Below are 19,320 nucleotides of genomic sequence, written 5' to 3' on the forward strand. Positions count from 1 at the left end.
GCGCGCCATGCCGGCCGGCGCTTTCGCTGGCGGCGGTATTCGGCCGTGTAGCCGAGCAGAAGCCGCCGGGGTCCCATCCAGCTGCACATGATGGAATCAGCCGCCATGTCGCCAACGGTGCGGATGTCTTCCCCTCGAGACACGCCTGCGACAACAGTTCGAGGCGGCGGCGGACCAAGCGAGTGTTCGCGCCGCCAGCCGGCGACCATCGGCGCAAAGGCTCGGCTGGGTGAGTGCCCGATGCCCAATGAGGGGCGCCAAGGAGTTCCCTCGCACACCGCGTCATATGCTACAACCGACGGTATTGGGCTGGAGGTTTGACGCCTTGGGGTACGGTGGGCGTCGGCTGAATGACGTTGGGCGACCGGTTCTGTGGCGTTGTCTTTTGTTGGGTTCTATTGAATCGGTCAGTGGCGGCGTATGCCTCGTCCTCAACAGATTTCCAGCTTCTCAAATACCGTATGGAAAAATTACGCGTTCCCCAGTCCCGAAACTGCTGAACATGCTTAAGCTCATGAACCCATAGCCCAGGATCATTTGCTGCAGCTTCGTCTCTAAAAATAACGGTGTCGATCAATGTAACCGCATCTGCGTCGCCATACCGAAAGGCCAGGTTTGCGAGATTCAGTGACTCGCCATCACCAATTTTGAAGGCCACCATGTCATAGATCTGTTGGTCATAAAAGTTTCCGAGCATTTGACGAAGAGCCGCCGGCATGGGCATCACCCCGCCCGAACGGGCGGAATTTCGCGATACGATAAGCCATTGCTCCAATGCCACTGCACCGATCAAGGCTTGGGCTTCCATCCGAATGCGGCCAAACTCCCTTCCAATATGCGCCATTTCCCAGCCGATGCGGCCAGAAGTGTGGGGCACATCGATAATTGCATTGTCCGCCCGTGGCTGGGCATTGCGCATAAATCGCTCGGGATGGCCGACGTCGCCGATCCGAGCCCACGCGACAGCAAACGACACAGTGAGTAGCAAAACCGTCATTGTCATCATGACGCGAGTTCCCGTGACTTTGTCCCCTCACAGCGGCCCGGCACAATATCACAATCATCTAATGTTATAACTTACGCACTAAAATCTCGTCGCTATGTCAATTTTCACTCAATCACTCGGCCGGTCGCGCCGATCCCGCTGGAGCTTCGTATCCAGATGGTCAGGGCTGCAGGGGCTATCGTTTCTCGCGATCGCTTTCTGCAGTAGGTTTTGGCGGCGCATCCTGTCGCCCGAACATTGACAGCATGGGCCGATGCCGTTGCCATGCACCTGTATTGGTCGAATTCTTTGAACAAGCAAGCGATGGGTGACCGATGCGAAGGCGAGTGTCCCAGCCGCCCCCCGTTAGCCGGAAAGGCGGCTGTCTTCTTGTCAGGCTAGGAAAATTCTTTGCAAATGTGTTTTAGCGGCAACGGGCCTCGTAGCGGCGACCATAGCGATCACGATAGATGCAATAGCCGCGGTGCTCCGTCGAGCGTCCGATCAACGCGCCGACCAGCCCGCCTGCCACAGCACCAACAGCGGCGCCGCCCCAACTATTAGTGACGACACCACCAATTATAGCGCCCGACCCGGCCCCGATCGCAGTTCCTTGTTCCGTCGCCGTGCAGGATGCCAAGGTGGCTACCAATGCACTGGCAAGAACGATTTTTTTCATCATATGGTTGTTTCCTAATTTCAATTTTTGCAACAAAGGGCAGATCGCCCAGCATCTATGCCCCAGCATCTAGGGAAGTCCAGAATTCGATTTAAGGCGAGCCAGGAGATGGCCAGCGTCCTCACGAATAGGGGCTTTCCCGGCGGCGGACCGGGAAAGCCCCTAACCTTTCGCGCGGCTTACCGAACCGTGCGCGTCAGGCCGGCCACAACATGGATCATGCTTACGGCAAAAAACATTGGACCGAAGCCTGAAGGTGGCTGGACTTTGGTCTTAGCCAATCGTTCAATTCCATCAAAAGTGAGCGTAGTTCGCGTTCCGCGCCCATGAGAATTGTCTCTCAGCCTTTTTTTGGGAAGGGTTGGCCGTGAGCGAAATCGGCTCTCCCTCATCGCCCTTTTGACCGGCATTATGATCTGTCTACAGATCATTACTATGACAAATGATATGTAAACAGATCATTCATGGTTGATCTTGCTCCCTACTCTGTCCCCTGTGAGCATTAATAATCCACGCGCGCGAGTCAAAGAGTACGCCCTCCATGGTCATATGCGCCTCCAGTAAATCGTGCAGCCGCTGCAATGCCTTGTCGGGTGCCTCATCGGTTTGCGCGAGGGCGTCCTTCACAAGATAGAGGTCGATGAGCGCGTCAAACGCCCTATCGACGTCTGGCCCATAGAAAACCGGTTCTCGCACGTCGGTAAAATCGATCGAAACAAAGCCGGCCGTGCTCAGAAGTTCTGTAGCGATGGTAGGATCGCCAAGTGAAAACGGTGTGAGAACATCTGCGGAAACCGCGGTTCTCGGGGCCAAGGTTCGCCGAATGGCACCAGACCACTCGTTACGCTCCTGGCTCTGCCACACCATCCATACAAGGCGCGCGCCCGGACGCATCGCGCGGGCGACATTGGCAAAGGCCGCCGCCGGATCAGCAAAGAACATGACGCCAAACTGGCTGATGCAGAGGTCGAAGCTGGCAGTGGGAAAGGCGTGGTGCTGGGCATCGCCCTGCTCAAACGCAACATTTCGCAACCCTTCTTCGTCGGAACGTCGCCGCGCAACCTCGAGCATCTCCAAGGACGTATCCACGCCGATCGCGTCGCCTTCCACTGCGACACGGGCGGCCTCACGAGTCGATTGTCCTGCCCCGCAACCGATATCGAGCACGCGGTCACTTACTCCAACGCTCGCGGCGGCGCGCAAATGCCCATTGTGCCGCTTTAATTCTGCGTCATAGAGTTAGCACGATCCAACATCTCCACCCTCGCTTGGTTTTGTCTCGGTCACGTGACGGAAGTTCACTTTTCGTCTCTTTCGCGACAGCGTCATAGGCTTGCGTCAGTTTTTGCAGCACTGAAAATTCGCTCTTGGGTGAAGCCCCAGGTGCAGGACGCGCAACTCGTCCATGAATTCTTCCCATAACTCGGGTCCGCCCTCTTCGAGCAATTGTGCCCGAATCCTGAGCTCCCCGGTCGCGGGCAGATGCCGGCGCCCCGATGCGCCTATCGTAGCCATGACATCCCCTTCTCATCGTCCACGGTACGGCAGACCCAATCTTCCCGGTCGAGCACCGCGAATTACTGGCAGAAACCGTCAAAGGCGCAGAACTTCTCCGTCTTGAGGGCGGCGGCCATGAAGTTCATCCCGAGGATTGGGATGAAATCATTTCGGCCATCGACCCTCACATCGGTGCATCGCATCCCTCGAAGCTGCCTTAGGCCAGGGGCGCGGATCTCTTCCGTTCCTATTTGTCGGATGAGGGAATAGCACTGCGAGAATTGCACAGCAGAAAAAAACTCGAAATGGCACGTTACCATCCCAGCACACGCCGGCAACGTCAAAGGCGAAGCTTCCGCCCTGACGTTTCCAACCATAGGTGCAGGAGCACTCCGGCATAAGCTACGGCACCATGCGCCAGAGAGGCCAGCGAATGCCATCTACCGCCGATCAGCGATTGCCAGCCGCCGCAATCTGAACGGCGGACCTAGCCTCCTCGGCGGAAAGTCGGCCTTCGTGAGCCGCATTGCAGGTGCGCCACGCGTGACGCCACTTTTCGCTGTTCTGATTGGGCTCGTGAATAAGCCAATTCATAGCCTCCTCAGCCGAACCGACAACTATCCGGATACGGCCGTCGCCCAAGATGAGGGGCTTCTTCCAACGTTGTACCAGCATGATTGAACTCCAAACTTAGGTCCATCGGTCGAGGATCGTTCCCTACGATCACAGATAGGTGCCGCCGCCGCTAGATGCCAGTCCGGACTGCGTCGCGCGGGGCAGCGAATGGACGTTCCATGGCGAGGCGGCGCTCTCGGCCAGGAACAGCCGCAAACCTACCTTACATCTCAAGGTGAAGGACACGCCGCACTGACACTTTCCTCCAGCAAAGGTGATTTCATTCTTGATAATCTCGCAGATGAGATCAAACCATGCCGCGCGGCACCGTACAAGTTTCTGAAACGCCAAAGCCACCAAAACCCGATCGATGCGTAAGTATCCACGACGAACGTTTGGAGGCGCCTGCACGGTGAATGTGCCGGTGAAAGCCGACAGGAGCCATTTCAATGGGCGGAATAACGCAGGTCTCGAAGATGCTTGCCGCGCTTCTTGAAGGCGGCAGACGTGCCTGACAGCGCATCGGCGAACTCCTCATGGATGATCGCAACGACGCGGGCAAGCTCGCGCTGCTTTTCTTCCGGCAGATGTTCCAGGGACGATCGCATGGGTCCATCGATAGGCCAAAGACGATTCGGCGTCTACTACTCGAAACTGTAGGAACCATGGCGGCTTGCAATCCGGCGCAACTTCCCAGGGCACCATGAGGCGGGGATTATCCGTGGCTTTTTCAGGGGCAAGCTGAAGCCAGGCGGCTAACCCGACGCTAGCGTGAGGCCACCCAGTCGTGCCAATCGTTTTCATCACCATGGAAGACGTTGAGGTCGATCCGGCCATCGACGCCATGCGAGAGGCCGGAGCCCGAATACTGCCAGAAAACCCACTTGCGCTTCGGGTAGACCTTGGAGGGATGAGCGGCCACCGAGCGCAGCCAGAAGGGATAGTCGGGAAACGCGCCCTTCAGGTTGTCGCGATAGAAGTCCGGAGCCGTGTAGATGATCGGCCGCTGGCCATAGTGCCGCTCCAGCTTGTCCATGAAGACCTGCATTTTTTCCAGCACCCGCTCGCGCGAAGGCCGCCGCTTGCAGCTCGATTCACCATTCCATTCGACGTCGATAACCGGCGGAAGAGCGCCCGCTTCCTTCGGAACGTTGCGGATGAACCAGTCGGCCTGTTCGCCGGCCGTCCGGCACCAGTAGAAGAAGTGATAGGCGCCGCGCTTCAAGCCGGCTTCCTTGGCCCTGCGCCAGTTCTTCCTGAACATCGGATCGAGATGGTCGCCGCCGTCCGTCGCCTTGATATAGGCGAAGTTTGCACCCTGCGTCCTGAGTCTTTCCCAGTCGATCTCGCCCTGCCAGCGTGAGATGTCGACGCCATGCACGGCAAGTTTTCTGGGCGAGATGGACCCGAAGTTAATCGGTTTGGCGTCGCGGAAGCCATAGCTGTAAATCTGCGAGCGCGTTTGCGGAGCCGCCCTCATCTCGGGCTTGGCCGGCGCCAGCATGGCAATCGGCCGTTCCGACGGAATGGGAGCGCCGACCGTTCTGGCGGCAGGTGCGAATGCTTGCGGCTGAGGGACCTGGCCTACCCAGGCCAATTCTTCCTGCGGCGCGCTGGCTACCGCTGCCGCTTCGCCGACATTTCCAGACGGTACGACATTGGATGGTGGGACGACCGAGCTTGTCGTTTCCTGCGACGGTTGTCCGGCCCGGACGTTTTCCGGGGGAGGGCCAGATGCACAGCCCGACACAGTCAGGCAGGCAAGAAAGATTGCTGTCACATCCGATAGACGCATAAGAACCCGTACGCAAAACAACTGCCGCCGACGGCAATCCATGCCGTGGGGACCCACTGGCATGAATGGCTAACGGAAAATTACCAAAAAAGACTGAATCCAATCTTTACCGGCAAGGTTAACGGCGCGACGAATTTCTACAGGGTACGACCGACCGATCTACGCCAGATACTTTTCTGTCAGCCGGGCCCACATGGCGGCCCCAACCGTCAGATTCTCGTCCGCAAAGTCGAATTTCGAGCTGTGCAGGATTTCCGAATTCAGCCCGTTGCCAAGACGCAGGAAGCAGCCCGGCTTGTGCTCGAGAAAATGGGAAAAATCCTCGCTCCCGGGGATCAATGGGCAGGTCAAAATCTTGTCCGGATCGACAAGCTCCTCCGCAACGGTGCGGGCAAACTCCGTCTCCTTCTCCGAATTGATGACGACGGGGTGGCCGCGCACATAATCGATTTCGAAGCCGGCGCCATAACCCTCGGCCACAGTCGCGGTGAGCTTGCGAATTCTCCCTTCCAGAATGTCTCTTATCGCCGGTTCGAAGGACCGGACGCTGAGCGAAAGCGTTGCGATGTCCGGAATGACGTTCGAGGCTTCGCCGGCATGGATGGAGCCGACGGTGACCACTGCCGTTTGCGTGGGATCAATGCTGCGCGAAACGACCGACTGCAGTGAAACGACGAGATTGCAGGCAATGACGACCGGGTCGACTGTCAGATGCGGCCTGGAGGCATGGCCGCCCTTTCCCTTGATGGTGATTTTTACCGTATCGGCAGCAGCCATCAATGGACCGGAACGCAGGAGCCAGGTGCCCTCCGGCGCGCCGGGGTGATTGTGCAGCCCGAAAATCGCGTCACACGGGAAGCGTTCGAACAATCCGTCGGCGATCATCGCCTGCGCCCCGCTTGCCGTACCGGCTTCCTCGGCGGGCTGGAAAATCAGGTTGACTGTTCCGTCAAAACGGCGCGTGCGCGCCAGATATTGCGCGGCCCCAAGCAGCATCGTCGTGTGGCCGTCGTGACCGCATGCATGCATCTTGCCGGCTGCCCTGCTCGCATAAGGCAGGCCTGTTTCCTCCTGGATGGGAAGGGCATCCATATCGGCGCGGATCGCAATACTGCGCGCGCTGTTGCCCACCTTGAGACGCGCGACGACCCCATGGCCGCCGACATTGCGCAACACGTCGTAGCCCCAGGACTCCAGTTTCTCGGCGACGAAGCGTGCGATTTCCGCCTCTTCGAACGACAGTTCCGGATTGGCGTGAAGATGTCGGCGCGTCGCTTCAAGCTCTGCCTTGAGCGGCTCGAAGTCGGAGATACGGGCAAAAGCATTGTCGCGTGTCATCAGTCGGTTCCAATAGATAGAATGAACGGAATTGTCGCGCCGTGTTTTAGTGGCGCGGGCAGGATCCTGAGCGCTCAGATTGCCGGCTAGATGAAGCGCGCCAGAAAGCTTCTCGTGCGTTGATGCTGCGGATTGCCGAGGACATCTTCGGGCTTGCCGTGTTCGACGACTTTGCCGCCATCCATGAAGATGACCCGATCGGCCGCCTCGCGTGCAAACCCGATCTCGTGTGTCACGACGATCATGGTCAACCCCTGGCTTGCCAGGTCGCGCATCGTAGAAAGGACCTCGCCGACGAGTTCGGGATCGAGTGCGGAGGTCGGCTCGTCGAACAGCATCAGCTTCGGCTTGATCGCCAGAGCCCGTGCGATCGCCACACGCTGCTGCTGGCCGCCGGAAAGCTGGCGCGGGTAACTGCCGGCTTTTTCCGAAAGCCCGACGCGCTCCAGAAGCATCAACGCATTTTCCGTCGCAGCCTTGCGGCTTTCGCCGTGGATGCCGACCGGCGCTTCGATGATGTTTTCGAGCGCGGTCATATGCGGATAGAGGTTGAACTGCTGGAAGACCATGCCGATCTTGCGCCGCTGTGCAGCGATCGCATTGTTGGAGAGTTTTTCAAGGCGGCCGTTTCGCAACCGGTAGCCGATCTGTTCTCCGTCGACCATGATCGAGCCTTGATTGATGGATTCCAGATGGTTGATGCAGCGCAGGAAGGTCGATTTGCCCGAGCCGGAAGGCCCGAGGATGACCACGACCTCGCCAGGGGAGACATCGAGATCGATCCCTTTCAGGACCTCTAGATTGTCGAAGGACTTGTGAACATTGCGCGCGTGGACGAGCGGTTCGACAGTTGCAACGGCATTCAACGGCTTGCCTCCTGTACGATGACGGGTGAGGGGGCGTCCGGTACGACCGACGTGCCCGCATGTCCGGCAGGCTTCGCTATGCTGCCGGAACGTCTGTCGCCTCTGCTATAGTAGCGCTCGATATAGCCCTGGCCGATGTTGAGGATCGAGGTGATCAGCAAGTACCAGACCACGGCAACGAGCAGCATCGGAATGATCTCGAACGTGCGGTTGTAGATCGATTGGACCGAATAGAGCAGGTCCGCCATGGCGATGACGCTGACGAGCGAGGTCGCTTTGATCATGCTGATGAGCTGGTTGCCCGTGGGCGGAACGATGGAGCGCATCGCCTGCGGGATTATGATCCTTCGCAGTGCGCGCGCACGCGTCATGCCGAAGGCTTCCGCGGTTTCCGCCTGGCCCCTGTCGACGGAAAGAAGGCCGCCGCGGATGATCTCGGCCATGTAAGCCGCCTCGTTGAGCGCCAGGCCGACGATTGCCGCCGTCATGGGCGTGATGACGGAATTGGTGTCCCAGCTGGCCAATGTCGGCCCGAAAGGCACGGTGATCGAAATCGAAGGAAAGAGAGTCGACAGGTTGTACCAGAATATCAGCTGCACCAGGAGCGGTGTGCCGCGGAAGAACCAGATGAAGAGACCGGCAAGGGAATGGGCGAGCCGGTCCGCCGACAACCGCGCAATGGCAAGCAATAGACCGAGCGCTATGCCGATCAACATGGCAACGACCGTCAACCCGAGCGAGACGTAAAGGCCGCTAATGACCGTCGTGTCAAAGAAATATTGCGCGACGACGGGCCAGCCGAAATTCTCGTTGTTTGCGACGATCCAGCCAAAATCGGCCGCAATCGCCAGGGTTAGCGTCCAAAGGATAAGGCGATCGATGCGAAACGGCTTATGCGCGTTGACGACGTCGCGGGGATCCGCATCGCCCGGAGGCGATGCGCTTTTGTGGTTGCTGGCACTCATTTTGGCAACGTCCCGCCGAGATTGATGCCCGGCTCGTTGATCATGTTGTTCTCAAGGCCCCATTTCTTCATGATTGCCGCATAGGTGCCGTTGCCCATGAGAATCTTCATGCCGTCGCGCAGCACGGGGCCAAGCGGCGATCCTTTCGGCACGACCGCGCCCTGGTAAAGATTGTCAAAACCGTTCTTCTGGCCGACGCCCGTAAGTTCGAGCTGGCCATTGGCCTGCGACACGAAATAGGTGAGGGGGGCTTGGGAGGAAAAGAATGCATCCGAGCGCTTGGACCTGACGGCAAGGATCGAGCTTGGCTGATCGGTGAAGGACTGAACCTCGACCGCGTCCTTGCCATCGGCCTTGCACTTTTCGGCCTGGACCTTGATGACCTTTTCGGCGGATCCGCCAGCCATCACGGCAATGCGCTGTCCGCAGGCGGTCTCCAGCGAGGTGATGCCGTTGGGGTTGCCCTTGTGCACGGCAAAGACGACGAATTCCTGCACCCAGTCGACGAAATCGTTAGCCTCCTCGCGGCTCTTGAAATCGCCGACAGGGCCGAAGGCGAACTGATAGCGGCCGGAATTGACGCCGGCGAGAAGTGCTGGAAGGCCACCGACGGTGGCGTGCTCGATTGTGACGCCGAGCACCTGGCCGAGCGCGTCCGTGAGGTCGGCGCTGGCGCCCTCCATCTTCGTTCCGGTCACGATCTCGTAGGGAGGAAAGGAGCCGTTGTTGACTGAGATCATCTTGCCGGCGGTCTTGATGTCCTCGGGAAGCTTTGCCCGCAGTTCCTCGTTGACGGTGAGCTTCGGAAGCGTTGCATCCTCGGCCAAGGCCATTCCAGAGAGCAGGGCGCTCGCAAGAGCGAAGGCGGTGATGGATTTCAAAGGCATTTTCTTATTCCCCTTTTTGGTTTGTATGGAAACGGATTTACGATCCGGCTGCGGCAAGCTGCGGGCGATCTGAGGACGCCTGCAGCGGAAAAAGCTCTGCCGGCGTGAGCGCTCGCGGCAGGATGCCCTGTTCGTGCAGTTCCCGTGCAAAATCGGAAATCATCGCGCGGTTCGCATCAAGGCCACTCTCGTCCCAGTCCGGTGGAAGATCTGCCGAAACCTTCAAAAGCTCATCGAAGATCCACGGCGTGGTGTCGGCATATTTGCGACGCCTGACCGTCCAGACGCGCTTGGATTCATCGATCAACGCGCTGAGTTCTTCGAGGAGCCACGGATATTGCGCCGCCACCGTCGCCTTGATGCCGATGAGATGCATGCCCGGCACGTAGCCGACGTCCTTGAAATACTGGCGTTCGGCACGGCGGAAATCTGCAAGCACTTGGCGGAAGGGCGAATCTCTATCGAAAAAGCCCTCAGGCATGAAGGGCGTGAAAACGGCATCCAGTGCCCCCTCCTTCAGAAGGTCGACCATCGGGCGCTCGCCTGGTGCTGCTTCGATGCGTCCCGTGCGGCCAAAGCCGTCGAGACGATCGGTGATGGGATGAGCTTCCGTCAATCGGCCGGCAAACCACATCGCTTCCTCGACGCTGACACCTTCACGGCGCAAGGCAGCGCGTGTCCAGGTGTTTCCGGAATCGCGCCATCCGGTAACGCCGATCCGCTTTCCGGCAAGCTGGCTCAGCTCCGTAATCGGGCTGTCCTTCGTCGTGATGATGCAGCGATGGCGAAAGCCGCGCATGATGAAGTTCGGAATGCCGATCACCGTATCGTCGCCGTCGGCGCGAAGCTGGGCGTACCGGCTGAAGGACATTTCCGCCGCGTCATGTGCCTCGTCCTTTCCGACATGGGAGATGAGCGTGGCAACCCTATCGACCTTCACGTCGAGGCGGGGAGAGGAAACGTCTCCCAACACCAGCGGGGTCATGTAGTCCCAGTCGCGCAGGGCCAGCCGTATCGTTACAGTCATGCATTTCGCTCGCAAAAGATGGTTGCTCTTGCTCGTAAATAAATGTTCAATTTGACTCGATCAAATGTTATTACGTTATTGAACATTTAATCTGGTGCAAAAATGAGCGAAACACGAAATGCCGATTGGTTTGCCGAAAAATTGAGCGACAAGACGATCCGCGGCATTGCATTGGAAACCAGCGCCTTGATCCGCGCAGGTGCGCTTCCGGTCGGAACGAAGCTGCCGGCGATCCGCGACCTTGCCTTCGCGCTTGGCGTCAGTCCTGCTACGATCTCCGAGGCCTGGAGCGAGTTGCGCCGCCAGAAGATCATCAGCGGGCGCGGACGCAACGGCACCTGGGTCAGCGGCGACCGGTTCGTTGCCAAGCCCGAGAGGCTTGCAAGTTCCGGCAACTACGGAGAAGGCGTACTCAACCTCACGGCGGCGGTCCCGGATGTAAGGCTGCTTCCGCCCCTGGCCGAGGCCCTGGCATACGGCGCGTCTGCGGAAAACCTCAACAGTTACGAACGCAGCCGCATCCTGCCAGAGCTCGAAGCGGCTGTGCGGCGCGACTGGCCTTACGAGCCGGAGGCCTTTCTCGCCACGAATGGTGGATACAACGCAGTCTATACGCTGCTGCATGCTTTGGTTATGCCGGGCGCTTCGGTCGCAATCGAGAATCCGACGGCCATGCGCCTTCTCGATATTCTTGAGGATCTGGGCGTGCGCATCCTGCCCGTTCAGTGCGACAAGGACGGTCCCCTGCCGTCGTCACTTGAGGCGGCCACGAAATATCGCCCCGTCGCATTTCTGTTTCAGCCGCGGCTTCATTCTGTGACAGGCCAAAGCGTCAGCAGGGCGCGTTTGGAAGCTCTGGGAAACATTCTGGCGGGGAGCGATACGCTGATCATCGAAGACGATGGCGTGGCCGACATCTCCGGCGCACCCAAGCATTCCTTGGGCGGACGTTTTCCCGACCGCGTCATACACATCCTGTCCTACTCAAAGACGCTGGGTCCGGACCTGCGTCTTGCCGTATTGTCGAGCTCCAGGGCGATCGTGGAGCAAATTCAATCCTACCGAAGCTTCAGCGCCGGATGGACCAGCCGGATTCTACAGGCCGCAGTCGCGTGGCTGCTCCGCGATCAAATGACGGATGAAATCCTTGCCCGCGCACGCAATATCTATCAGCAGCGGCGCGATGAGCTGACGAATGCGCTGCGCGAGCGCGGCGTAGAGGTGGATGATGGCGCCGGCCTTTGCGCCTGGGTTCCAGTCTCATCGGAGCCATTTGCGATGGTCACGTTGGCGGCGAGGGGGATCGCCGTTCACCCTGGCGCAAAGTTCTCGATCCTGCCCAGCAATCATATCAGGGTCGCAACGGGCAATCTTTCGGACCATAGCAGAGAGGTCGCAGACGGCATCGCGCTGGCCTGCACGACCGGCTGATCCTAGATTGCGCCTCCGACAATCTTCTCACCTATAAGCGCTGCCATGGAAGCCTCCGGTTTCAAGGTCGTGAGCTGAAAAGTTGATCGCAAACTCCGACCTTGCACCAAGCTGTTGCAACGAGGTTCTCATTCACTGGAACGGCGGGCGTCTCCATTGCAGCGGCAGCAGGTGGCTATGGCGGCGAAACACTCGCAATTTGATCCAAATTGGCGATCAACCGAGTAAGCAGGGTGACGAGCTGTTCCGTTTCCGCGCTTGTGAAGCCGTCCAATGCCTCACGATTGCCTTGAAACAACGCCGCCGTTGCCTCGGGCATGCGTGCTTGCGCGTACTCTGTCAGCACTACGTGGCTGCTTCGACCATCAACCGGATCAGGTGTTCGTTGGATCAAGCCATCCCGCTCCATGCGAGCGAGCATTTGCGCCATCGGTGGCTGCTCCACCTTGGCGAAGCGCGCAAGGTCGCGTTGCGTGCTCGCATTGCCATTTTTCAGCGCGACCAGTACCGGTAAATGTCCGACGCCGAAGCCAAGCGGTTTGAGGCGTGACTCGCTCAGGCGGGCGAACCCTCGCGCCGCGAGGCTGATTAGATGCCCCGGCGTGGAAAGCACATCCTCGTCCATTCTATTCGCTCCTTACCTGGCGTTGACTATGGAATATATATGTACGTATATATCTATGCTGGCAATGTTGGTTACGCGCCGTTCAACGGTCGTTCCAAACCAGATTGAGGAAACGCCATGTCGGAAATCGATACTCAAGTTATCAAGCTCATCTATGATCGCTTCAATGCGCGCGACATCGACGGGATACTTGCCGTGCTTACTGATGATGTTGCTTGGGCCAACGGCATGGAAGGTGGCCATGTTCACGGGCGTGAGGCAGTTCGTGACTATTGGACACGTCAATGGGCTATCGTGAGTCCACATGTAGAGCCGGTGGCATTTCAGCGCATGAAAGATGGTGCATTAGCCGTCGAGGTGGTCCAGAACGTATACGATCTCAATGGCCAGCCGCTGGAGGATCAAACCCACGGTCTCAAAGCCAAAACACTGCTTCACGTCTTCCATATGAAGGCTGACAGGATCGCACGCTTTGATATCCGGGATGCCAGTTAGGCCGGGGTCCGGCGTCGGCTTCTGTGAAGATGGGGGTGGACGCCATGCTCGGAGGTCTTCGTCCGCCCGTCACCTCTGATCGATCAAAGCTTCACCGATGCCATCAACGAGGCACACGTCTCAAAGCCTGCGCTTTCCCTCCCGCGGGAGCGGGTTCCTTCTCTGGCGCAAAGGCAGGTAGTCGTAGCTTTTGGATCTTGCGCTACATTAATTTGCATCGGCCAACTGCGAATTCGAACTTCCACCGAGTGGGTCCGAAAGACGGAAGGTGACCCCGGTTGCGGACGCAGTCTCGAAGCCTATCTCATCAGGGGCTGTATGGCCGTCCGAATCTCTGCGCATATGAGGTCCCGCAATGACGCACGACCCTGGAAAAAGACCATTATTCCGCAAGCTCGACAATCATCTCCTCCACGTGAGTGATCTCGATGCAGCTATAGCTTTTTATGGGGGTCGGCTCGGTCAAGCCCTGCTTTGGCGGGACGATGAAGCCGCCGGCTTTGCGCTCCCGGAAACCGACGCGGAACTGGTTGTCCATCTTCATATCGGTCCCGAGACCGACATCCTGGTCGATGACGTGGACGAGGCGTTTGAGGAGTTCTTGGCCGCCGGCGGAGAGGCTGTGCAACCGCCATTCGAAATCGCGGTCGGACGATGCGCCAGAATCCGCGATCCCTTCGGCAACACAGTTGTGATCTTGGACCAATCGAAAGGGACGTTGGTCACGGACGCGAAGCGGCGTGTCACCGGTGTCAAGCGGGCCAGTAACCACGCGTGAACGTCCACTCGCCGACGTAGTGCTACATCGGCCCCTGAGACGTCTGGTAACCTTTTTGTCAGACCCGGTGCTCCTTCCCCCGCGCAATGAACGTTCGCTCTGCTTTGCGATTGTTAATGCCGCTTTTCGAACGGAAGTGCGCATCAGCTAACCGGCAGCGAACGGCAATCACACCGCAGCCAAAGGAGCAGCATAGCGGATCGAGTCTCGTTCGATAGCATCCACAGAGTTCATCAAGTCGACAAAGTCACAGGCCTCGGCCCAAGACATGCCACTCACCTGCACGTCACCAAGCGTGGCGGGTTCCATCGTCAGCCCGTCCACAACAAGCCACTTGTCATCGATTTCATGTCGAAGATTGAAACGTCGCATCGCAAGGTCTCCAAGCAGTGACCGCGGTACCATATTTTAGAATGGATGAATATGAAAAAGTTAACAGTCGCTAACTATAACGGTTAGCTTGCGTGATTGCCGATCCTATATGATCAAACACGCGATCCACGGAGCTTCCTGGCACCCCATGTGGTGTTGCCGCTGCGGTTGATGAAGCCGCGGGTAGAAATTATTGAGAGAGAAATGTTCTGGTCAAGATGAAAAAATCGCAGCGATGCGCTCTAGATCGGTTCGGCTGATTTCCTCAGACACCGGTTCGCTTTTATTGGCGCGAAACCACTCAGCTGCCTCCCGAACGCGTTCGCCGGTCGGGCCATCGTACGCGCCAAGTCTGCCGATCCATTCTCTCACGGTCTCACGTTCCATTCGGCCCGCGCTGTAACGGGCGTGAACGGTTTTAGCAGAGGCCACTAGATCGGGAATACTATTCAAGGACGTGCTCCGCTGACTTCAGCCGCCAATGTACTATTTCTGAGGTGCCGGTGGCGCCGCCAGCGTTGAAAAACGTGTAGGTCGTCTCAATCCATCGGGCTAACCGTGCCGATGACGGGTATCATACCGCCGCAGTAAATAGTAGCGCGGCAAGTATTTGCCGTCATCTTTCGACCTTCCGAAATTGTCTCGCGCCCCAGAGGAAGGATGGGCTTCGTAGCCTGCCACGCCACCTATCGATGCGAATACATATCGTTCTTCGGGCACGGCCTGTGAATTCTTAAATAACATCAACAACTTAGATTGAAAAACTGGCCCCGCGCGCCGTGATTCGGACCTTAAAAGAGGCGCCTCCAGTTGGATATCGAAAAGTCGACTGCGTTCCGGACAGCGTGCTCTCCTCGCCGCCGCTTGCCGTGGGTTTAGCGCTCCACCGGCTGATCAGAGTTCGTGGTTCACTGGTTTATAGCGCGATCCGGAAAACTAAGCTGTCCTCCGCTTTCTAAACCAAAGCGGACATCTACCGTTTGACCGATTATTTGCTCAGCGCGTACGCTGTCCAGATAGCACGCGGGACAATCAGAGCGAGTTGGACGTATGGTTGATGAGCCAGAGATTCCCCTCGAAGGCGGTGCGGACTCGAGAGTCGTTCGAGTCGGTCAGACAGTTCGGCGCGACGCTCGCGCTTGGTCGCCCGCCGTCCTTGATCTGTTGCAACACGTTGAGCGTGAAGGATTTGCCGGGGCGCCACGTGTGCATGGCCTTGACGACCAAGGGCGAGAGGTTCTGACCTACATCGAGGGAGAGGTCGGCCAAGGTGCCGGGTTTATTCCCGGCGAAGGCGGCCGCTTCGATGTCCGTCTCCCGGACTATGTCTGGCGCGATGACGTGCTCGTTCATCTTGGCGCGCTCGTACGGGCCTATCACGATGCCGCGGCCAGCTTTCCGTGGGCTGGCCGCGAGTGGCGCTTAAAGGCTCGTCTGCCTGTCGAGACGGTTTGTCACAACGATCTCACGCCATGGAATACTGTCTTTCGAGTGGGCCTGCCGGTGGCTTTCATCGATTGGGACGCCGCGGCGCCAGGGCCTCGTGCGTGGGACCTCGGATTCATCGCCTGGCGTTGGGTGCCGTTCTGGCGCGACGCGAAGTGTCGAGCACATGGACTCCCGACCGGTGTCGCCGAAAAGGCCCGCCGCTTTCGCTTGCTGGTTCACGCGTACGGGCTCGAGCCTGAGATTGGCGTCGTGCACGCGGGAATCGAGCGGGTGCGGCACTTGCAGGAACACATGTGGAAGCTCGTCGCTGACGGTTCTAAGTGGGAGGTGGAACTCGCTCGTCGCGGTGTGCTCGACGAGGCGGCGCTTGAGATTGCCTGGATTGAGGAGCACGCTGCAGCGCTTGCGAGGTCGTGACCTACCGCGATGAAGGTCTTTCCGGCACATCCAAGACAGCCGCGGACGGCTGTCTTTCGAGCCGAAACGGACGTCACTCGGTCGCAGGTATGATTTGCGCAGGCAGTTTATCGCTACGACGCAATCGTATCCAGTTCCCGCGTCATGTCGACCATCGTCGGACGAAAGCCGATGGAAGCAAACAAGCACTGAGCGGCTTTGTTTTGGTAAGCCGTGGAGCGCACCACGCGTTCGGAGCCGCGGGTTTTTATCTCTGCCAAGACAGCATCAAGTAGCATTCGACCGACACCTTCGCGTCGACGGGCCGGATCAACGAACAGGTCGTGAATGACGCCCGCAGGGCCTCGTAAGGACGTGTAGCCGTATCCTTCAAGTGCCGCATACACATACCCTAAAATGGAGCCGTCTTCCTCGGCGACGAGCAGGATCGCGTCGGCCCGATGAAGCTCGTCTTCGAGGAAACGAGCGTATCCCGGCGGGGTGCTCGTCGTGGCTCCAATGAAGCGTCTAGGGTCGAATTCGTGGTAGCCTGGTCGATGACGAGGCGGATTCTTTCCGGCCGGCTGTCAAGGCCGACGGCCGGGCGCCCGTCCTTGAAGCCGAACTTCGTGGCGATCACGACCTGATCCCGGATCGGCGCCAACGCCTCGCCGACGATCTCCTCATTGGTGAACGGCCCATAGGCCTCGGCCGTATCGAAAAAACGTCACGCCGCGTTCGAAGGCCGCACGAAGAAGCGCGATCGCATCCCTCCTCTGCATGGCGGGGCCGCGATGATAATTGGGGCCTATGCAGCCGAGGCCGACAGCCGAAACATCGGAACCACGGTGTCCAAGTCGGCGTGTTTGCATTCTCTCCTCCTGTCGATGGTTTGTGCCGTCACAGCCCGAGCGGCCATTCACTTCGCGAACTAGCCGCTCAGCCAGCCTGTCACCTGTTCCAGGGTCCGCCGTTCCTGGTCCGCCTCCATCGAGAAGGCGGGCCGGACGTCGGCGCCGGGAGCAATCGACCTGACGATGTCGATGCTATCTCCGAGGCCGTATCCTCCGTGCGTTATGAAAGGGTGGATGATCTTTCCGGAAAGGTCATGTCCCCGTAGGAAGGAGCGGACGACAGGTGGGGCCGTCATTCCCCAGATCGGGAAGCCAAGATAGATGGTGTCGTATCGGCGGACGTCCGCCACGATGGTTTTCAGGCGCGGAAGGTATCCGGCCCCCGTCTCTTGGCTGGCCTGGGCGACCGTCTCGACATAGTCCTCGGGGTAGGGGTTGCCGGGATTGATTTCGAACAGCGTCGCACCCCTTGCCCCGCGGATCTGACGCGCAATGAGCTTCGTGTTTCCGGTCCGCGAGAAATAGGCGACCAAGGTTCCGCTGGAGCCGAACCGCGCCTGCGATGCGTTGTTCTCGGCAGGCGCCGCAAGGTCGGCCGCGGCAAGGGATAGAGCTTTCAGGAACTTGCGCCGTGGAATTTGGATCTGCATATGATTGCTCCTTGCGCACCACAGGCTCCGTCAGTCGATCTGGCGTCCCTTGCCGTAGTCTTCGTCGGATACCTTCTCCATCCAGGTGACGGCACTGCCGTTCAAGGATTCGGCGACGGCGAAATGGGTCATCGCCTCGTCTGCCGAGGCGCCGTGCCAGTGTTTGGCCAGAGGCGGAATCCAGACGACGTCGCCGCGGCCGACCTTCTCGATTGGTCCGCCCTCCTCCTGTACCCAGCCCTGGCCGGATATGATGAAGAGGGTCTGTCCCAGCGGATGCGTGTGCCAGGCCGTGCGCGCACCCGCCGAAAAGGAAACGGTCGCCCCACCGACCCGGGCCGGTGCGTCGCCCTGGTAGAAGCCCGAGGTCTCGACTTCTCCAGTAAAGTGCTGCTCCGAAGCCTTCGCGCTGCCTTGGTTGGCCCGCGTGATCTTCAGGTCGCCCGATGTCGCGGATTGCGCGGCGGACGTTTGCAGACCATTGCCGCGGCTGTCGAATACTCGCTGAAGGACGGGCACGGCCGACATCGCCCTTGGCCAACCGGCATAGAATGCGACATGCGTTACGACCTCGGATGCTTCGGCGCGGGTCAGGCCGTTGTCCATGGCGCGGTTGGTATGGAAAGGGAGCTGCTCGGGCTGACCGATCGCGATCAGGGCCGCCATCGTCACAAGGCTGCGGTCGCGGGCGCTGAGATCCGGCCGCCGCCACAGATCGCCGAACAGGACACGATTGGTGAGGTCCGCGAGCGTCGGAGCCGTAGGTGCCACGTTCGCGTTGACGGCAGCCGCACGTGCCGTCTCGGCAGCGGCTTCCAGTTCGATACGGGCAGCAGCGCTGTTTCCCACCGGAGCGATGTCGCGCTCATCGAACACCTTCTTCGTCTCGGTCACGGCCGATATCGCGTTCGGCCAGCCAGCGTAGAAGGCGAGCTGCGTGATCAGTTCGCCGATCTCGTCCGGCGCGACGTCGTTGTCGAGCGCCCGGCGGACGTGGCTGCCGATCTGCGCTGCCTTGCCGGTCGAGATCAGGGTGGCGACGGTGACAAGACTGCGGTCGCGCGGCGGAAGCTCGCCCCGTTCCCAAACCTCCCCGAAGAGAACGTCGTCGGTGAAATGGCCGAGGCCGGGAGCAACGTCGTACACGACCGGCGGAGCGACGCGTGCACGGGGTTCCTGTGCTTCGACGCCCGTCGCGGCGAGAGCGGAGATGGCGACGATCTTGTTCATAGGACACCTCATGTTGTCGTCCAAATTGGGCGGCTGGAGCCGTTCGGATCGAGGATTGCAGACAACGCGGGCCCGGCTTTCGGCCGGACCTTGTCTGTCAGACGCGAAGAAGCGTCTTGATTGCGCGGCGATCGTCCATCGCGTGGTATCCTTCCGTGACGTCGGCGAGCAGCCGTGCCGCAAGGCCCCTTCCACGATGAGACCGCCGATGCTCCCAGTCGCGCCAATGACGAGAACTGTAGGGGGTGGATGCTCTTATGAACCATTCCTGCCTGCGCCAACGATCCTCGGTCTGCGAAGGCAAAACTACCATCCGAGCATTGATTGGATTAGAGGGCGTGTTTGGCATGCGGTCATGAATCCAATTCATGACCGCATGCCGATTG

At 59.2% G+C, this 19,320-nt stretch carries 21 protein-coding genes and 4 pseudogenes; 6 read left to right on the plus strand and 19 right to left on the minus strand.

What is annotated here, in order from left to right; genetic code table 11:
* Positions 1 to 289: 289 nt before the first annotated feature.
* The 4 genes and pseudogenes from ACZ9BX_RS25590 to ACZ9BX_RS25605 all read right to left on the minus strand — a co-directional run.
* A complete protein-coding gene (locus tag ACZ9BX_RS25590; protein ID WP_476220892.1) occupies positions 290 to 1,006 on the minus strand; it encodes an eCIS core domain-containing protein in 717 nt (238 codons plus the stop codon).
* Between the two features lie 403 nt (positions 1,007 to 1,409).
* Positions 1,410 to 1,667, minus strand: a complete 258-nt coding sequence (locus tag ACZ9BX_RS25595; protein ID WP_132558989.1) for a YMGG-like glycine zipper-containing protein — start codon at positions 1,665 to 1,667, stop codon at positions 1,410 to 1,412.
* 459 nt (positions 1,668 to 2,126) lie between these two features.
* The gene (locus tag ACZ9BX_RS25600; protein WP_476220894.1) at positions 2,127 to 2,867 is read right to left on the minus strand and encodes a class I SAM-dependent methyltransferase; all 741 of its coding nucleotides are present in this window, start codon (positions 2,865 to 2,867) and stop codon (positions 2,127 to 2,129) included.
* Between the two features lie 28 nt (positions 2,868 to 2,895).
* Positions 2,896 to 3,182: pseudogene (locus tag ACZ9BX_RS25605) on the minus strand (hypothetical protein); the annotation flags it as partial.
* A 2-nt stretch (positions 3,183 to 3,184) separates the two neighbouring features.
* Here ACZ9BX_RS25605 and ACZ9BX_RS25610 point away from each other — a divergent pair.
* A pseudogene (locus ACZ9BX_RS25610) lies at positions 3,185 to 3,382 on the plus strand (alpha/beta fold hydrolase); the annotation flags it as partial.
* A 229-nt stretch (positions 3,383 to 3,611) separates the two neighbouring features.
* Here ACZ9BX_RS25610 and ACZ9BX_RS25615 read toward each other — a convergent pair.
* The gene (locus ACZ9BX_RS25615) at positions 3,612 to 3,836 is read right to left on the minus strand and encodes a DUF982 domain-containing protein (protein ID WP_476220895.1); all 225 of its coding nucleotides are present in this window, start codon (positions 3,834 to 3,836) and stop codon (positions 3,612 to 3,614) included.
* 108 nt (positions 3,837 to 3,944) lie between these two features.
* Here ACZ9BX_RS25615 and ACZ9BX_RS25620 point away from each other — a divergent pair, with 108 nt between their 5' ends.
* Positions 3,945 to 4,154, plus strand: a complete 210-nt coding sequence (locus tag ACZ9BX_RS25620) for a transglutaminase-like cysteine peptidase (RefSeq protein WP_476220896.1) — start codon at positions 3,945 to 3,947, stop codon at positions 4,152 to 4,154.
* A gap of 71 nt (positions 4,155 to 4,225) precedes the next feature.
* Here ACZ9BX_RS25620 and ACZ9BX_RS25625 read toward each other — a convergent pair.
* The 7 genes and pseudogenes from ACZ9BX_RS25625 to ACZ9BX_RS25655 form a co-directional block, all read right to left on the minus strand.
* Positions 4,226 to 4,384, minus strand: a pseudogene (locus tag ACZ9BX_RS25625) (nucleotidyltransferase); the annotation flags it as partial.
* Between the two features lie 158 nt (positions 4,385 to 4,542).
* On the minus strand, positions 4,543 to 5,571 hold the full coding sequence (locus ACZ9BX_RS25630; RefSeq protein ID WP_476220897.1) for a glycoside hydrolase family 25 protein: 1,029 nt from the start codon (positions 5,569 to 5,571) through the stop codon (positions 4,543 to 4,545).
* 159 nt (positions 5,572 to 5,730) lie between these two features.
* Entirely contained in the window at positions 5,731 to 6,912 is a 1,182-nt protein-coding gene (locus ACZ9BX_RS25635) for a M20 aminoacylase family protein (RefSeq protein ID WP_476223040.1), read from the minus strand.
* 83 nt (positions 6,913 to 6,995) lie between these two features.
* Positions 6,996 to 7,775, minus strand: coding sequence for an amino acid ABC transporter ATP-binding protein (locus ACZ9BX_RS25640; RefSeq protein WP_476220898.1), 780 nt, complete (start codon positions 7,773 to 7,775; stop codon positions 6,996 to 6,998).
* Positions 7,772 to 8,740 (minus strand): amino acid ABC transporter permease, encoded by a 969-nt coding sequence (locus ACZ9BX_RS25645; protein ID WP_476220900.1) that lies wholly within the window; start codon positions 8,738 to 8,740, stop codon positions 7,772 to 7,774. Before ACZ9BX_RS25645 ends, ACZ9BX_RS25640 begins: the two co-directional genes overlap by 4 nt.
* Positions 8,737 to 9,627, minus strand: a complete 891-nt coding sequence (locus ACZ9BX_RS25650; protein ID WP_476220901.1) for an ABC transporter substrate-binding protein — start codon at positions 9,625 to 9,627, stop codon at positions 8,737 to 8,739. Before ACZ9BX_RS25650 ends, ACZ9BX_RS25645 begins: the two co-directional genes overlap by 4 nt.
* A 37-nt stretch (positions 9,628 to 9,664) precedes the next feature.
* Positions 9,665 to 10,654 (minus strand): substrate-binding domain-containing protein, encoded by a 990-nt coding sequence (locus ACZ9BX_RS25655; protein WP_476220902.1) that lies wholly within the window; start codon positions 10,652 to 10,654, stop codon positions 9,665 to 9,667.
* A gap of 102 nt (positions 10,655 to 10,756) precedes the next feature.
* Here ACZ9BX_RS25655 and ACZ9BX_RS25660 point away from each other — a divergent pair, with 102 nt between their 5' ends.
* Positions 10,757 to 12,085 (plus strand): aminotransferase-like domain-containing protein, encoded by a 1,329-nt coding sequence (locus ACZ9BX_RS25660; protein ID WP_476220903.1) that lies wholly within the window; start codon positions 10,757 to 10,759, stop codon positions 12,083 to 12,085.
* Between the two features lie 175 nt (positions 12,086 to 12,260).
* On the opposite strand, the gene ACZ9BX_RS25665 is transcribed toward ACZ9BX_RS25660, so the two are convergent.
* Complete coding sequence (locus tag ACZ9BX_RS25665; RefSeq protein WP_476220905.1) at positions 12,261 to 12,710, minus strand: MarR family winged helix-turn-helix transcriptional regulator; 450 nt, start codon at positions 12,708 to 12,710, stop codon at positions 12,261 to 12,263.
* A 117-nt stretch (positions 12,711 to 12,827) separates the two neighbouring features.
* On the opposite strand from ACZ9BX_RS25665, the gene ACZ9BX_RS25670 reads away from it, so the two are divergent.
* Positions 12,828 to 13,205, plus strand: coding sequence for a nuclear transport factor 2 family protein (locus ACZ9BX_RS25670; RefSeq protein WP_476220907.1), 378 nt, complete (start codon positions 12,828 to 12,830; stop codon positions 13,203 to 13,205).
* Between the two features lie 355 nt (positions 13,206 to 13,560).
* A complete protein-coding gene (locus tag ACZ9BX_RS25675) occupies positions 13,561 to 13,983 on the plus strand; it encodes a VOC family protein (RefSeq protein WP_476220908.1) in 423 nt (140 codons plus the stop codon).
* Between the two features lie 168 nt (positions 13,984 to 14,151).
* Here the strand turns inward: ACZ9BX_RS25675 and ACZ9BX_RS25680 are convergent, their stop codons facing one another.
* On the minus strand, positions 14,152 to 14,355 hold the full coding sequence (locus tag ACZ9BX_RS25680; protein WP_476220909.1) for a hypothetical protein: 204 nt from the start codon (positions 14,353 to 14,355) through the stop codon (positions 14,152 to 14,154).
* A 213-nt stretch (positions 14,356 to 14,568) separates the two neighbouring features.
* A complete protein-coding gene (locus ACZ9BX_RS25685; protein ID WP_132558169.1) occupies positions 14,569 to 14,808 on the minus strand; it encodes a hypothetical protein in 240 nt (79 codons plus the stop codon).
* A gap of 597 nt (positions 14,809 to 15,405) precedes the next feature.
* Here ACZ9BX_RS25685 and ACZ9BX_RS25690 point away from each other — a divergent pair.
* Positions 15,406 to 16,221 (plus strand): aminoglycoside phosphotransferase family protein, encoded by an 816-nt coding sequence (locus ACZ9BX_RS25690; RefSeq protein WP_476220911.1) that lies wholly within the window; start codon positions 15,406 to 15,408, stop codon positions 16,219 to 16,221.
* A 113-nt stretch (positions 16,222 to 16,334) separates the two neighbouring features.
* Here ACZ9BX_RS25690 and ACZ9BX_RS25695 read toward each other — a convergent pair whose 3' ends face one another.
* The 4 genes and pseudogenes from ACZ9BX_RS25695 to ACZ9BX_RS25710 form a co-directional block, all read right to left on the minus strand.
* The gene (locus ACZ9BX_RS25695) at positions 16,335 to 16,721 is read right to left on the minus strand and encodes an N-acetyltransferase family protein (protein WP_476223041.1); all 387 of its coding nucleotides are present in this window, start codon (positions 16,719 to 16,721) and stop codon (positions 16,335 to 16,337) included.
* A gap of 26 nt (positions 16,722 to 16,747) precedes the next feature.
* A pseudogene (locus tag ACZ9BX_RS25700) lies at positions 16,748 to 17,072 on the minus strand (aldo/keto reductase); the annotation flags it as partial.
* Between the two features lie 59 nt (positions 17,073 to 17,131).
* Entirely contained in the window at positions 17,132 to 17,704 is a 573-nt protein-coding gene (locus ACZ9BX_RS25705) for a flavodoxin (RefSeq protein ID WP_476220913.1), read from the minus strand.
* A gap of 30 nt (positions 17,705 to 17,734) precedes the next feature.
* Positions 17,735 to 18,934 (minus strand): (R)-mandelonitrile lyase, encoded by a 1,200-nt coding sequence (locus ACZ9BX_RS25710; RefSeq protein ID WP_476220915.1) that lies wholly within the window; start codon positions 18,932 to 18,934, stop codon positions 17,735 to 17,737.
* Positions 18,935 to 19,320: the final 386 nt, after the last annotated feature.

The organism is Rhizobium sp. USDA 3886 (assembly GCF_056279785.1).

Bases quoted from the DNA above. Each gene is read 5' to 3' on its own strand.
- ACZ9BX_RS25670 (WP_476220907.1), top strand. From the start codon at position 12,828: ATGTCGGAAATCGATACTCAAGTTATCAAGCTCATCTATGATCGCTTC.
- ACZ9BX_RS25690 (WP_476220911.1), top strand. From the start codon at position 15,406: ATGGTTGATGAGCCAGAGATTCCCCTCGAAGGCGGTGCGGACTCGAGA.
- ACZ9BX_RS25615 (WP_476220895.1), bottom strand. From the start codon at position 3,836: ATGCTGGTACAACGTTGGAAGAAGCCCCTCATCTTGGGCGACGGCCGT.
- ACZ9BX_RS25680 (WP_476220909.1), bottom strand. From the start codon at position 14,355: ATGCGACGTTTCAATCTTCGACATGAAATCGATGACAAGTGGCTTGTT.
- ACZ9BX_RS25705 (WP_476220913.1), bottom strand. From the start codon at position 17,704: ATGCAGATCCAAATTCCACGGCGCAAGTTCCTGAAAGCTCTATCCCTT.
- ACZ9BX_RS25650 (WP_476220901.1), bottom strand. From the start codon at position 9,627: ATGCCTTTGAAATCCATCACCGCCTTCGCTCTTGCGAGCGCCCTGCTC.
- ACZ9BX_RS25630 (WP_476220897.1), bottom strand. From the start codon at position 5,571: ATGCGTCTATCGGATGTGACAGCAATCTTTCTTGCCTGCCTGACTGTG.
- ACZ9BX_RS25660 (WP_476220903.1), top strand. From the start codon at position 10,757: ATGAGCGAAACACGAAATGCCGATTGGTTTGCCGAAAAATTGAGCGAC.
- ACZ9BX_RS25655 (WP_476220902.1), bottom strand. From the start codon at position 10,654: ATGACTGTAACGATACGGCTGGCCCTGCGCGACTGGGACTACATGACC.
- ACZ9BX_RS25675 (WP_476220908.1), top strand. From the start codon at position 13,561: ATGACGCACGACCCTGGAAAAAGACCATTATTCCGCAAGCTCGACAAT.
- ACZ9BX_RS25665 (WP_476220905.1), bottom strand. From the start codon at position 12,710: ATGGACGAGGATGTGCTTTCCACGCCGGGGCATCTAATCAGCCTCGCG.
- ACZ9BX_RS25710 (WP_476220915.1), bottom strand. From the start codon at position 18,934: ATGAACAAGATCGTCGCCATCTCCGCTCTCGCCGCGACGGGCGTCGAA.
- ACZ9BX_RS25620 (WP_476220896.1), top strand. From the start codon at position 3,945: ATGGACGTTCCATGGCGAGGCGGCGCTCTCGGCCAGGAACAGCCGCAA.
- ACZ9BX_RS25645 (WP_476220900.1), bottom strand. From the start codon at position 8,740: ATGAGTGCCAGCAACCACAAAAGCGCATCGCCTCCGGGCGATGCGGAT.
- ACZ9BX_RS25595 (WP_132558989.1), bottom strand. From the start codon at position 1,667: ATGATGAAAAAAATCGTTCTTGCCAGTGCATTGGTAGCCACCTTGGCA.
- ACZ9BX_RS25590 (WP_476220892.1), bottom strand. From the start codon at position 1,006: ATGATGACAATGACGGTTTTGCTACTCACTGTGTCGTTTGCTGTCGCG.